Source organism: Paenibacillus sp. FSL K6-1558, assembly GCF_038002565.1.
GTDB classification, from domain to species: domain Bacteria; phylum Bacillota; class Bacilli; order Paenibacillales; family Paenibacillaceae; genus Paenibacillus; species Paenibacillus polysaccharolyticus.
The window spans coordinates 5,455,966-5,469,376 of record NZ_JBBOCV010000001.1; the positions used below are offsets into that span (position 1 = coordinate 5,455,966).

Annotated in this window: 11 protein-coding genes and 1 riboswitch; of the genes, 10 read left to right on the forward strand and 1 reads right to left on the reverse strand. The window is 49.6% G+C overall.

Translation table 11 applies throughout. The features are described 5' to 3' along the window. Window positions 1–25 precede the first annotated feature (25 nt). From cbiB to MHI38_RS23535, 9 genes are all read left to right on the forward strand, one after another. Entirely contained in the window at window positions 26–1,003 is a 978-nt protein-coding gene (gene cbiB / locus MHI38_RS23495) for an adenosylcobinamide-phosphate synthase CbiB (RefSeq protein ID WP_341181950.1), read from the forward strand. Further along, window positions 997–1,656 (forward strand): histidine phosphatase family protein, encoded by a 660-nt coding sequence (locus MHI38_RS23500; RefSeq protein ID WP_341181758.1) that lies wholly within the window; start codon window positions 997–999, stop codon window positions 1,654–1,656. Before cbiB ends, MHI38_RS23500 begins: the two co-directional genes overlap by 7 nt. 190 nt (window positions 1,657–1,846) lie before the next feature. Next, window positions 1,847–1,963: riboswitch (cobalamin riboswitch) on the forward strand. Window positions 1,964–2,417: 454 nt separating this feature from the next. After that, on the forward strand, window positions 2,418–3,410 hold the full coding sequence (locus MHI38_RS23505; RefSeq protein WP_154890912.1) for an ABC transporter substrate-binding protein: 993 nt from the start codon (window positions 2,418–2,420) through the stop codon (window positions 3,408–3,410). Next, window positions 3,407–4,453: a FecCD family ABC transporter permease gene (locus MHI38_RS23510; protein ID WP_253496257.1), complete on the forward strand. Its 1,047-nt coding sequence runs from the start codon at window positions 3,407–3,409 to the stop codon at window positions 4,451–4,453. The genes MHI38_RS23505 and MHI38_RS23510 overlap by 4 nt, the downstream gene beginning before the upstream one ends. Beyond that, window positions 4,450–5,262 (forward strand): ATP-binding cassette domain-containing protein, encoded by an 813-nt coding sequence (locus MHI38_RS23515; protein ID WP_154890914.1) that lies wholly within the window; start codon window positions 4,450–4,452, stop codon window positions 5,260–5,262. The genes MHI38_RS23510 and MHI38_RS23515 overlap by 4 nt, the downstream gene beginning before the upstream one ends. A 45-nt stretch (window positions 5,263–5,307) precedes the next feature. Continuing rightward, complete coding sequence (gene cobT, locus MHI38_RS23520) at window positions 5,308–6,465, forward strand: nicotinate-nucleotide--dimethylbenzimidazole phosphoribosyltransferase (protein ID WP_253496251.1); 1,158 nt, start codon at window positions 5,308–5,310, stop codon at window positions 6,463–6,465. Then, window positions 6,462–7,022: a bifunctional adenosylcobinamide kinase/adenosylcobinamide-phosphate guanylyltransferase gene (gene cobU / locus MHI38_RS23525; RefSeq protein WP_090918011.1), complete on the forward strand. Its 561-nt coding sequence runs from the start codon at window positions 6,462–6,464 to the stop codon at window positions 7,020–7,022. Before cobT ends, cobU begins: the two co-directional genes overlap by 4 nt. Beyond that, the gene (cobS, locus tag MHI38_RS23530) at window positions 7,019–7,918 is read left to right on the forward strand and encodes an adenosylcobinamide-GDP ribazoletransferase (protein ID WP_341181759.1); all 900 of its coding nucleotides are present in this window, start codon (window positions 7,019–7,021) and stop codon (window positions 7,916–7,918) included. Before cobU ends, cobS begins: the two co-directional genes overlap by 4 nt. A 149-nt stretch (window positions 7,919–8,067) precedes the next feature. Then, window positions 8,068–9,612, forward strand: coding sequence for a cobyric acid synthase (locus MHI38_RS23535; protein ID WP_336122726.1), 1,545 nt, complete (start codon window positions 8,068–8,070; stop codon window positions 9,610–9,612). A 238-nt stretch (window positions 9,613–9,850) separates the two neighbouring features. On the opposite strand, the gene MHI38_RS23540 is transcribed toward MHI38_RS23535, so the two are convergent. Further along, window positions 9,851–11,551: a methyl-accepting chemotaxis protein gene (locus MHI38_RS23540; RefSeq protein ID WP_154890917.1), complete on the reverse strand. Its 1,701-nt coding sequence runs from the start codon at window positions 11,549–11,551 to the stop codon at window positions 9,851–9,853. A 349-nt stretch (window positions 11,552–11,900) separates the two neighbouring features. Here MHI38_RS23540 and MHI38_RS23545 point away from each other — a divergent pair, with 349 nt between their 5' ends. Then, window positions 11,901–13,298, forward strand: a complete 1,398-nt coding sequence (locus MHI38_RS23545) for an L-cystine transporter (RefSeq protein WP_090918005.1) — start codon at window positions 11,901–11,903, stop codon at window positions 13,296–13,298. Window positions 13,299–13,411: the final 113 nt, after the last annotated feature.

Here is a 13,411-nt window from a genome sequence, read left to right on the forward strand (position 1 = left end):
ATGGACATCAACGTTCTGGATTGGCATGTCTGGAGCTTGGATCATCATTCTTGCATACATATTAGACCGGTGCATCGGAGATCCGCGCTGGATTCCGCATCCCGTTATCGGCATGGGGAAAGGCATCTCGGCACTGGAGCGTGTTATTCGGGCACGTGTACATACAGATAACGGGCTGAAAAAAGCGGGGATCTGGTTCCCGATCTTGATTGCAGGAGGTTCTTTTGCTGTCACATGGGGTCTGCTCCTTCTGCTGGGTCTGATTCATCCGATCTTTGCGGCTGCAGCCGAAATTATTCTGATTGCAACAACGATTGCTTCCAAAGGGTTGCGTGATGCAGGCATGGAAGTGTACCGCCATCTGAAAGAGCAGGATTGGCCTGGAGCCAGGCGTTCACTCGGTATGATTGTGGGACGTGATACGGCACATCTGGATGAGCCGGAAGTGGTTCGGGGAACGGTGGAGACCGTTGCGGAAAACATTGTGGATGCCATTGTGTCGCCGCTATTCTATGCACTTATTGGTGGTGCTCCGCTGGCTATGGCCTACCGTGCCGTCAATACGCTGGATTCCATGGTTGGATATAAAAATGATAAATATCTGCATCTCGGGTGGGCCTCCGCACGGCTTGATGACTGGGCTAACTGGATTCCCGCTCGCGTGACCGCTCTGCTGTTAATTGTAGGTGCATGGGTGCTAAAACTGGATGCCAAAGGCGCAGCGCGTATGGTTGCCCGGGATGCGAGGTTACATCCCAGCCCGAATAGCGGTTTTCCCGAGTCGGCAGTCGCTGGAGCGCTAGGCATTCGGCTGGGTGGGCATAACGTGTATCACGGCGTTGCTTCATTTCGAGCTTATATGGGCGAGGCTACGCGGCCGATGGAGTCGGAAGATATCGTGCGAACGACGCGGCTAATGTTTTGGTCGGCGGGAGCTTTTGTGGGCCTTTGTTTCTTGGCAACCTTGGGTGTGTGGTTAGCAGGAGGTGCGCTATTGTGGTAATTAAAGAATTAGAACAGCTTGGATCAAAACAGTCTCCGTACAAGCGTAGCATCGTATTGATCCGTCATGGAACAACCCAGTGGAATGTGGAAAAAAAGTATCTGGGGCATACCGACATGGGGCTGTTGCCTGATGCACAAGAAGAGCTGGCTCAGCTACGCGAGCAGTGTCGCGAGCTTACATGGGATGCGGTGTATTGCAGTGACCTGCTTCGTTGTCGCCAGACGCTGGCACACATTGCACCGCAGATGATTGAACAGGCGAAGTTTGATTCGCGCCTGCGCGAGAATGATTTCGGACAATGGGAAGGCCTGAATTATGAGCAATTGAAGGATAATCTCTTGTACCGGGACTGGATTGATGATCCACATAAGGTAACTCCGCCTGAAGGAGAAGCGTGGAAGACTTTTGCGGAACGAGTGGATTCTTTTCTGTACGAACAGATCTGGTCGGAGCATTCACACGAAAATTCACACAAGACACTTATTGTGACGCATGGCGGTGTCATCCGTTATATGATGTCTCGGCTCATCCATGGCGTCGGGTTTTGGGATACACATGTCATCCCTGGACAGGCTATTCAGGTTGATCTTGAAAAGCAGGGGGATCACTGGCTTGGCAGACGAGTGGATTTTCCGTACATCGGGTTGTAAGGTGCTGCAATATACCCTATAATCACAACAGAAGTGTGACTCGGACGGACATATTGGGTATGATGGGCTGAGACGCCTGAACTGACGTGATTCGTGCGAAGAGCACTGCGACAATGTTTGATCTGAATTAACCATCTTTAGCGACCAAGGGTCCCGCGTGCCAATCCGTTGTTCATGAAGAACAAGGACAAGTTATCATGCGCACAAGGGTAAAATGGGGAAGCTGGTGCAAATCCGGCACGGTCCCGCCACTGTGAAACAGGAGCCATCCTGTAAGTCAGATTACCAGCCCTGGACGTACAAGCCGGTGTTCCTTCGAGGAAAGGACAACGTTTCGGGCCATTCTGTGCGCATGGACAGCTAGCCGCTGTTACATGTACAGATTGCCGTATGCGAGACGTCATCCCTGATCCTTGTTTTAAGGATAAGGGATTTTTCTTGTTGTACACGATGTGTTGAAAAGTACTATGTTACACGAGGCCACTCCGATTGCAGTACCATTTTCCGATCGCTGTTATCCCCAGATTTTTTGATTCCTTTTCAAAGGGAAAAATCCGGTGATAAGCGTATGCTTTCGATGTAGCTTTCTTTCAGAAAGCTTTCAAGCGAACACTTCGTTTCTCCAAATTGGTTCTGCACTCTCCGTTAAACGTGTACACGTCTGCATTTCCTTTCATCTGAACACCAAGATGGGGTAGAGCAATAAGAGTGAGGTAATAAGCAACAACAATAGTACAGATAGAGAAGGGGAGTTTAAATCAATGATTAAGAACTGGAAAGCACTCACATCACTGTTGAGTGCAGCAATGCTGGCACTGGCGCTGGCTGGATGCGGTAATACCGCAACAAAAGAAGGTGCGGGCAGCTCACAGCAACCTGCACAGGAACAGTCGCAGGAACAAACGCAAACGGATCTGAAAACTCAATACCCACTGACCGTTACAGATGCAACGGGTGAGTCTTTCACTTTTGAAAAAGCACCCACCAAAATCGTCTCGGTATCTCCAGCTGAAACGGAGTCGCTGTTTGCCCTCGGACTGGATAATGAGATTATTGGCGTATCCGACTATGACGATTACCCGGAAGCGGCAAAAACCAAAACGAAAATGGGCGGTGTCACCAAGCCAAACGAGGAGTCCATTATTGCAGCAGATGCGGACATCGTGTTCACTGGCATTTCTATGAGTGAGGATGCGGTGAAGAAGCTGCGTGAACTGGGCATTACCATTTTCAAAACGGATCCTAAATCCATCGACGATGTAATAAACAATATCGAAACCTTCGGTAAAATCACCGATCATCAAGAGCAAGCTCAGAAGCTTGTCACGCAGATGAAGAAAGATGTAACAGATGTAACAGAAGCGGTAAAAGCCGTAAAACCGGAAGAGAAGAAAAAAGTATACATCGAGTTCTCCCCAGGCTGGACGGTTGGTAAAGGTGAGTTCATGGACGAACTGATCAACGTAGCCGGGGCTACCAATATTGCTGCCGACAAAGAGAGTTGGTACCAAATTAACGAGGAAAATGTCATTGCCTCTAACCCGGATGTTATCTTGTACGCCAATGACGTAGTTGAGGACAACAAGACGCTGGATCAGATCATCAAGGCACGTAGCGGCTGGGATCAAATTAGGGCGGTGAAAAACAATGCCGTGATTGGGCTGGATGCCAACTTGCTGAGCCGTCCAGGACCGCGCGTAACTCAAGGGTTGAAAGATGTTGCCAAAGCGATCTATCCTGACCTGTTCAAATGAGCAGAAAGCTGATCCTGTTCGGAACGATGGGCATGGCGCTGCTGGTGCTTACCGTGCTCGTCTGCACGGGCATCGGTTCAGTGGCGTTGCCCATCCGGGACATCGCTGGTATTCTCGTTCACAAATTGCCATGGGTGGGCGACTGGATTACATCTGATTGGAACAAGGCCGCCGAACAAATCATATGGAAGGTGCGTTTCCCGCGTGTCTTGCTTGCGATGCTCGTAGGTGCTTCACTAGCAATTGCAGGGGCGGGGTTTCAAGGTGTATTACGCAATCCTCTGGCTGATCCATTCACACTGGGGGTTTCCTCTGGTGCTTCGATGGGGGCGGCGTTCCTGATATTCTTTGGTTTGCAGTACGCTATCATTGGTATTTGGACACTGCCGCTGGTTGCTTTTTTGACCGGGGTAGTCACGTTATGGTTCGTGCTGTCGCTGGCTCGTGAAGGACGTAAAATACCAACGCATAGCCTCATTCTGGCAGGTGTGGTCATGCAAAGTTTCTTGGGGGCAGTCGTTTCCTTCCTATCGACCATGTCGAAGCAGACAATCAATGAAATTATATACTGGACGATGGGAAGTCTGGCACTGCGCGGGTGGTCGTATACGACCATCCTTTTCCCGTATTTTCTGCTTGGACTGATTTTTCTATGGAGTCGGGCACGTTCGCTGAACGTCTTGGCACTGGGTGAACGTCAGGCAGCGCATATTGGTGTTGGTGTGGACAGGCTCAAGTTATCTGTGCTGGCTGTAGGCACATTGCTAACGGCAGGAGCTGTTTCGGTTTCGGGAGTCATCGGATTTGTTGGCTTGGTAATTCCGCATATTTTGCGATTGCTGGTGGGGCCGGACTATCGCTTGCTGGTACCTTTGTCTGCGATTGGCGGTGCGATTTTTATGGTATGGGCAGACACCATAGCTCGCTCCTTGCTGGCACCGACTGAAATACCGCTAGGCGTCGTGACTGCTTTTGTCGGCGCTCCGTTTTTCGCCTATTTGCTGCATCGGAACAAAAAGCTGCAGAAGGGGATGATGCCGTGACGACCGACAAAAATTATGCTGCCGCTTCTCTAGTAACTGTTGTCCGGGCGGGCAAAACATACGGTGATCATCATGCCCTGCATCCTACCGATTGGCAGATCACAGAAGGAGATTGGTGGGGTGTCGTTGGCCCAAATGGAAGCGGGAAATCAACACTACTCCAGCTTATTGCAGGAACGGAATCGTTAAGTGAAGGCCAGATCAGCATTGCTGGTCGTGATATCCGATCATATAGTCGCAAGCAATTGTCACGGATGATTGCCGTTTTGCAGCAGGATGGCTTACCCGCAATCTCCTATCCGGTTCGAGATGTTGTCGAAATGGGGCGTTATCCTTACCAGAACTGGCTAGGCCGTGAATCGGGAGAGGGAGCCCATGTGGTGGACAGAGTGCTTGAAGAGCTGGGACTCACGGAACTGGCAGATCGACCTCTGGATTCCCTAAGCGGCGGACAACGGCAGCGTGTGGCCCTAGCCAAGGTCATGGCACAGGAGCCGCGATTATTATTGCTGGACGAACCAACGACGTTTCTCGATATCAAATATCAATTGCAGTTTATGGAGTTGTTAGCGGCATGGCAGAAGAAGAGCAGCATCACGATTGTAGCGGTGTTGCATGATCTCAATCTGGCTGCGTTGTTCTGCGATCGTATTTTGGCTTTGCGTGAGGGGAAGGTAGTGGGAGAGGGAACACCTCACAGTTTAATGACGGGAGAGCAGATTCAAGAGATTTTTCGCGTTAAACCTGCGATGGTGTCCCATCCGGATCATGCGGTTCCTCAACTGCTGCTGCGGAGGGACTTGGATTAAACGAGGCGGGAGAGCCTCTATTTTGATGAAGGAAGTGCTGGTTGAATGAAGACAGAAGAACAGAAGTTGGAGCAAGTATTAAATAAGATTGTTGCTCCTGACCCAACCATTGCTGCCGAAACGTCTGCTCATGTGGATATACTCACAAAGCCACCTGGTAGTCTCGGCAAATTGGAAGACCTTGTGATTCGATTGGCAGGGATGACAGGGCAGGCACGTCCGCGTTTTGATCGCAGGGCTGTGATCGTTATGGCTGCGGATCACGGGGTCGTAGCTGAAGGGATCAGTGCTTTTCCAGCCGAGGTTACACCGCAGATGGTCATGAATTTTCTGGCTGGAGGCGCTGCAGTCAATGTCCTTGCTCGTCATGCCAGAGCGGAAGTGATCTGTGTCGATATCGGTGTAAATGCTGACCTTGATCATGCTAACCTGCTCTCCCGTAACATTCGTAAAGGCACGGCCAACATGGCTCAAGGAGCCGCGATGACTCGGGATGAGGCGATTCAGGCTATTTTAGTAGGTGTGGATGTCGTTACCGCGGAAGTAGCAAAAGGGACAGGGTTGTTTGTCACCGGAGAAATGGGGATTGGCAACACAACGGCAAGCGCCGCAGTGATGAGTGCGCTCACCGGTATTGCACCAGCATCAGCTGTTGGGAGAGGGACTGGCTTGGATGATGCAGGTGTGCTACGCAAGGCTGCTGTTATAAGTCAGGCTTTGAGTGTTAATACACCTGACCCTGAGGATGCGCTGGATGTGCTATGCAAGGTGGGTGGATTGGAGATTGCCGGACTCACCGGCGTTATTCTCGCTGCCGCGGCTCATCGCTGTCCAGTTGTCGTAGATGGTTTCATCTCGACTGCGGCGGCACTAATCGCAAGAAAGCTGGCTCCCCTGAGTACGGCTTATATGGTCGCTTCCCATACCTCCCATGAGAATGGACATGCGGCTCTGCTACGTGAACTTGATTTGAAGCCGATGCTAGATCTGGATATGCGCCTTGGAGAAGGCACAGGTGGAGTACTCAGTCTGCATCTCATTGATGCAGCATGTCTGATTTTGAATGAAATGGCGACCTTTGCAAGTGCGGGTGTGTCAGACGGAACGAATCAGGCTTCGGACTCTGATTCCAGTGAGAAAGAGCATTCGACTGGTTCCTCCATTTTAACGGTCTCACCTGTTCAGGGAGATGGCTCCCGATGAGTGTATTGGTTACTGGCGGTGCACGCAGTGGTAAGAGTTCGTTTGCCGAACGTCTGTGCATGCAGCGTTCCTCAGAAGCTTGGTATGTAGCAACTGCTCAGGCGTATGATGACGAGATGCGTGAACGCATAGCAATGCACCAGAAGCAGCGTGAAAGTTCCGGTTACCTCTGGCGTACGATGGAGGAACCCTTGGCTTTGCCTGCTCTAATTCAGCAGATGGGCGAAGGGCATACGGGAACGTCCGCACCAACGATTCTGGTGGATTGCTTGACTCTCTGGCTGACGAATGTGTTACTGGCCCATGAACATGACGAAGGTCACGTGTTGCAAGGTCATCTGGATGCACTGGTAGAAGCGGTTCAAACCTATCCCGGATTACTTGTGCTGGTTACCAATGAAGTAGGGGATGGAATTGTACCCGAATACAAGCTTGGTCGTGTGTATCGTGATCTGGCAGGTGTTCTTAATCAGCGCATTGCAGCAATCTGTCGTGAGGTGTTTCTCGTGACGGTAGGCATTCCAATCGAATTGAAAAGTAAGGAGTATCGCTTATGAAGCATGGCTCAGCGGGTTCAGCCGTTCCGCAGCGGAAACATGCGGCAGCCGCGGCCTTTCAATTTCTGTCTCGTTTTCCTGTGAAAATGCAGCTCGATTTTGTTTCGCCATTGCTACGCGAAAGTGTGGTGTATTATCCACTGGTCGGTGCTGCAATCGGTCTCTGCGTGTGGCTGGTCGCCGCACTGAGCGGTGCCCTGCTTCCGGCTTTTCCGGCAGCGGTTCTGACCTTGACCGTATGGGTCTGGCTTACCGGAGGATTGCATCTCGACGGATGGATGGATACAGCAGATGGCCTGCTCAGTTACCGCAGCCGTGAGCGAATGCTGGAGATTATGAAAGACAGCCGAGTGGGCGCGATGGGGGTTATTGCCTGTGTGCTGCTCCTTATGATGAAGGCGGCACTGATTGCCGATATGATTGCCCGTGGGAACTGGTTGTACGGTGCGTTGCTGATTTTGCCTATGATCTGGAGCCGATGGTTTATGGTCTATGCCATGTCAGCCTGGCCTAATGCTCGTGGGGATGATGGGCTTGCCGTTCTATTCAAAGGGCTCGGGGAGCGGAATGAAGTCCAGCGAGCACGTAGCGCTGCCATTGGACTTACGCTGGTCTCAGGCGTCATTACAATTGCTGTCGTATGGCTGTTTAAACCGGATATTGCTATTGCCGATGCGATGGTCAGCGGGTTTGGATCACTCCCTTGGTGGCTGTATCCTGTAACATCAGTTATCGTCCTGCCTTTGGCTTGTTATTTTATCGGACGTTTCATAGCCACACGGATCAGTGCCCGACTCGGAGGGCTTACTGGAGATACATATGGTGCCATGAACGAACTGTTGGAAGCAGCTTTATTGATGGTATTAAGCGTGCTTCAAGGACTATTTTGGCTGTAGAGATTGAGTTGTAGAGGTTAAGCTACCCAGAATTTCATTGGAGAGTTTTCGTTTGGTTTGAGCATTATCGTTGTGTAGCAAGTTAATCGCGCGAAAGACAGGGGTGAGGGACCGTGGAAGATCAGGTAAAACAACCAGCGGCTGTACTCATGCTGCAAGGCACGGCTTCTGATGTAGGTAAGAGTGTCATTACAACGGCACTGTGCCGGATTTTCAAGCAAGATGGCTTCAGCCCTGCTCCGTTCAAATCACAGAATATGGCGCTGAACTCTTATGTTACAGAAGACGGCAAGGAGATTGGTCGGGCGCAGGGGGCACAGGCTGAAGCCTGTGGTATTGAAGCTACGACCGATATGAATCCGATTCTAATCAAACCTGTGCGGGATATGCATTCACAGATCGTGGTGCATGGTGTTCCTTTTGCCCAGATGAGCGCATCGGATTATCGTCAGCATTTCTTACCTGAAGCGAAGCAGACCGTAATGGATGCATTAAATCGGTTGCGCGATACATATGACATCGTTTTAATGGAGGGAGCAGGCAGTCCGGCAGAGATTAACCTGAAAGATCGGGATATTGTGAATATGAATCTGGCGGGATGGGCCGATGCGCCGGTTATTCTGATCTCTGACATTGATCGCGGCGGCGTGTTTGCTTCGATCGTGGGTACGCTCGAACTGCTGGAGCCACATGAGAAAGCCCGTGTAAAAGGATTTATCATCAATAAGTTCAGGGGGGATCTCTCTCTGTTGCAACCAGGGTTAGACTGGCTTGAAGAACGGACTGGAATACCTGTGCTGGGTGTGCTGCCCTATATAAGAGATATTCAGATCGAGGCAGAAGATTCGGTGGTGCTGGACTCTCTTCGACATGGCAAAAAAGAACAGACTGAACTGGATATCGCCGTAATTCGTTATCCGCGCATCTCCAACTTCACGGACTTCGATGCACTATCCCGTGAACCGGACGTGAATGTACGTTATGTGACTTCACCAGAGGAATTGGGTAGCCCCGACGTCATTATTTTGCCAGGCACTAAAGATACGATCGGAGACCTGATTTATGTACGGGAATCGGGATTGGAACAGGCGATCCAAGCTCATTCAGAGCTTGAACATGTTCAACTTGTGGGGATATGCGGTGGATATCAAATGCTGGGACAACACTTGGTTGATCCGTATGCTGTCGAGGCAAACCAAGCTCAGGAAGCGGTGGGACTTGGCAAACTGCCTTTATCAACAACATTTCTTCAGCACAAACAGACGGTCAGAGCTATGGGGAACGTACAGCCTGAACATCCCATTCGGCTACATGGAGGAAAACAAGTTGAGTCTTCGGCCATACCTGTTAAGGGATACGAAATCCATATGGGTGTAACGGAATGCCACGAACCTGAACAGGTAACCGCTTTGTTTGAGATCGCTCATGCTGGCGGACAAGCATTCTTGGAAGGATGGGGCACATCAGATGGGAAAGTGTGGGGAACGTACCTGCACGGACTGTTTGAAAGCGACCAATTCCGGCGTTCCTGGTTGAACGGACTGCGTACAGCAAAGGGACTTGCACCGCTGGAGGAAACATATAGTGCTCAGGAGCGCAAAGAAATGGAGTTTGATCGAGTAGCCACCTCTTTGCGCTCATCACTGGATATGCAACGAGTGTATGAGATTATGGGCCTGACACAGCCTGAATAATTAACATGTGCACTTTGTTCAGGACTTATCTGTAATGATCCGAGTGAGAAATATGGATGAATAGCAAAAAACACCCCCATGACCCGCGACCTGTTCAGTCATTGAACGGTTGCATCTGGTATGGGGGTGTTTTTTATTAGATTATTTACAATGTTTAGTATAGCAAATGCAGGGTTATAGATATGTGATCATTATTGATGATTGTTGACGGATGATTCGATTGAAGCTTAATCAATCATTAGTCGATTTTAAACTTCTTCATCGCTGTTTGCAGCTCGACAGCTTGTTCATGCAGATGGCGCACCGTGCTCGAATGAGAGTCCATCTCGCTGAGTTGCATTTCTGCGGTAGTTGCAATCTGTTCCATGCTCTCACGAGACTTGGATGTAATCTGTGCTGTTTCTTCCACCGAAGCGCTAACTTCTTCTGCACCTGCAGAAACTTGCTGTGTGGAGGAGGAGACGGTTTGAATGGTGAGATTGACGTTCTGGATCAGTTCATTGAGTTGCTGGAAGGCTGAACCTGCTTGCTGTACAACAGCAGTTCCAGAACCAATCTCTTGCGTTACCCGGTTCATCGCACTTACGGATCGTTCGGCATCTTCACGAATCGTACCGAGATAATCGGCGATTTCTTCGGTCGCTGTCTTGGATTGTTCCGCCAGCTTGCGGACTTCTCCAGCAACGACGGCGAATCCTCGTCCGTGTTCACCCGCACGGGCCGCTTCAATGGATGCGTTAAGGGACAGCATGTTAATCTGTTTCGTAATTTCAAAAATAGAATTGACAATGGTTCCGATGGCAACGGAACGTTCGTTCATCGTTTCGATATAACGCAGCGATTCGCTAGCGGTCTGTCCGACAAGCTCCATCTGATTCACTGCATTTTGTGCCAGTTGATTGCCGTTAAGCGCCTCTGTTGCAGCTTCATTAATTTGTTCGGATACTTCGGCGGCAGAAGATGCGATATGCATAATTCCTTGGGTAATCTCTTCCATCGCTCTTGCGTTCTCGGATGCACTGGAAGCGATACTGACACTACCTTTTCCAGCTTCTTCGGCAGCATGGCTGGAGTTCTGTACCATACCGGACATGGACTCTACACGCTCAAGCAAGTCATTGGAACCGACAACGACCTCATTGGAGGTAGTGAGGGCACGGCTAATCATTTCTTTGAGATTATGTGTCATCGTCTGGAAGCTGAAGGCCAGTTGGGCGATCTCGTCTTTGCCTTTAATCTGCAGCTCAGCGGTAAGATCACCTTGAGAGATTCGTTTACTATGTTCTACAAGTTTAATGATGGGTTTGGTGACTCTTTTGATCATACTAGTAGAGATGAGCCAGCCAAGGACAAATACCAACGCGGTAATACCAAGGCATAGCCAGAAAATTTGAGCAATTTTATCCTGAACAAACTTGGCATCCATGCTGACGGCCATGAGCATATTGCTTCCCGCAATCGGCATAAATGCTGCTTTATGTACACCATAAGAATCAGAGAAGACCGGGCTGATGACCACTTGTTTCTTCTCGCTTGCTTGTGCCATGGAAGGTTCTACATCAATAGCATCTCCGGTCTTGAACTTGGAGTTGATGCTAGCGACAACAACGGTGGCTTTGCCATCCTGCACGGCAATGACATAAGCCGCATCTAGGCTATGTTCTTTGGATTGATCAGCCAGGTAGGATCCGACCGTCATGGCCGCTCCTTCAGCGCCTGCACCGCCACTTTGGATCTGCAGAAGTTTGGATGAAGATGTATTTTTGTAAATATCCTGAATGGACGTATTCAGAACTTTGTCGAACTGAGGTAGCACGTAACTTTGAATAATATTCATGGATACGGCATAAAAACTGATACTAAACAACAGGGAGGCAACGAGTAACACTAGGAATAACGTGCCCCTGATCTTGCCAGCAACGGTGCGTTTGCGAAACATAGAATCACCCTTTCACGTCATCTTCAATAACATTGTCCCTTATTCCGTTCTCTATGGCCTTTTTTACTAACGAAGAAAGACCTATTTTTTAGTTTTGCGAAGCTATCGAATAAGCGGATATACCCATTTTACAAAATTAACCGCGGGTTGAATAGCAGAATTTTCATAAAACTGCATAATTATTTTCATCGATCCAGAATGAATAACATGAATATTACATAATATCAATTAATACCTACCAGAATAGTTTGATATGTGTTATATTGTTCATTGTCACATTTGGAGGCCAAATATAAATTAGAAAATCGGTTCAACACCGATGATACATGTCTGAGGAGGAACAAAGGTAATGAATACATTTCTATTAATTGTGAATGTAGTGGTCATGCTGGCGCTGCTGGGTGTTCTCTACTGGATGCAAAAGAAACACATCTCGTTTACGAAACGTGTATTTGCGGGTCTAGGTATGGGTGTTGTGTATGGTGTTATTCTGCAATTGATCTACACATCAGGTTCGGATGTGATTACGAAGTCAGTCGATTGGTTTAATCTGGTCGGTTCAGGATATGTCCGTCTGCTACAAATGGTAGTTATTCCACTCATCATGGTGTCGATTATCTCGGCGATCATGAATCTGAAGGGCAAGCAAAACCTCGGCAAGATGAGTTTCTCCATCATCGCTATTTTGCTAATTACGACAGCGATTGCTGCTGGAGTCAGCATTGCAACAAGTCTGGGATTCAACCTGACTTCCATTGAGATTCAAGGCGGAGACCGGGAAACGGCTCAAATCCAGAAGGTGGAGGAACGTTTGGCTGATGTGAAGGATCAGACGATTCCACAGCAGGTGCTGGAGTTCATTCCTTCCAATCCATTTGCGGATATGACGGGTGAACGCCGTACGTCTACACTGGCTGTCGTTATTTTCTCAGCCTTTATCGGTGTAGCTGTATTGGGACTGGATCGCAAAAAACCGCAACAGGCGGAAACGTTCCGTGGCATGGTGAATGCCGTCTACGCCGTTGTAATGCGGATTGTCACGCTGGTACTGAGGCTTACGCCTTACGGCATTTTGGCGCTCATTACGAAAGTAACGGCGACCACCAATGCAGAGGAAATTTTGAAGCTGATCAAATTTGTCATTGCGTCTTACGTGGCGCTGGCGATTATGTTTGTCATCCATCTGATCATCATCTCCCTGTCCGGATTTAACCCGGTTACGTATGTGAAAAAAGTACTGCCAACGCTGGTATTTGCTTTTACTTCTCGTTCAAGTGCGGCAGCGATTCCGCTGAACGTGGAGACACAGACGAAGAAACTCGGCGTATCCGACGGGATTGCCAACTTGTCCGCAAGCTTTGGTGCTACGATTGGGCAAAACGGCTGCGCCGGTGTATATCCGGCCATGCTGGCGGTTATGATTGCTCCGACGGTCGGAATCGACCCGCTGAGTTGGGACTTCATCGTGACGTTGATCCTCGTAGTTATGATCAGTTCGTTTGGTGTGGCAGGCGTCGGCGGCGGGGCGACCTTCGCTTCCCTGATCGTCTTGTCCACATTGAATCTGCCTGTGGCTCTGGTTGGACTGCTGATTTCCGTTGAGCCGTTGATCGACATGGGTCGTACAGCGCTCAACGTGAACGGGTCCATGACATCCGGATTGTTGACAAGTAAAATTTTGAAAGAAAACGATCGGGACACATTCAACGATCAAAGCCGTGAGCTGGATTCTGCTGCTCACGCGTAAGCTGCGCGAAGCTTGCCGCGCACGGCTTGTGCACTTGGTGAGGCAGCGTGCGCAGAGCGAGCTGCAATAGAGTGGATGCAAGGCCGTCCTTCGGAGACATTCCGGAGGGCGGC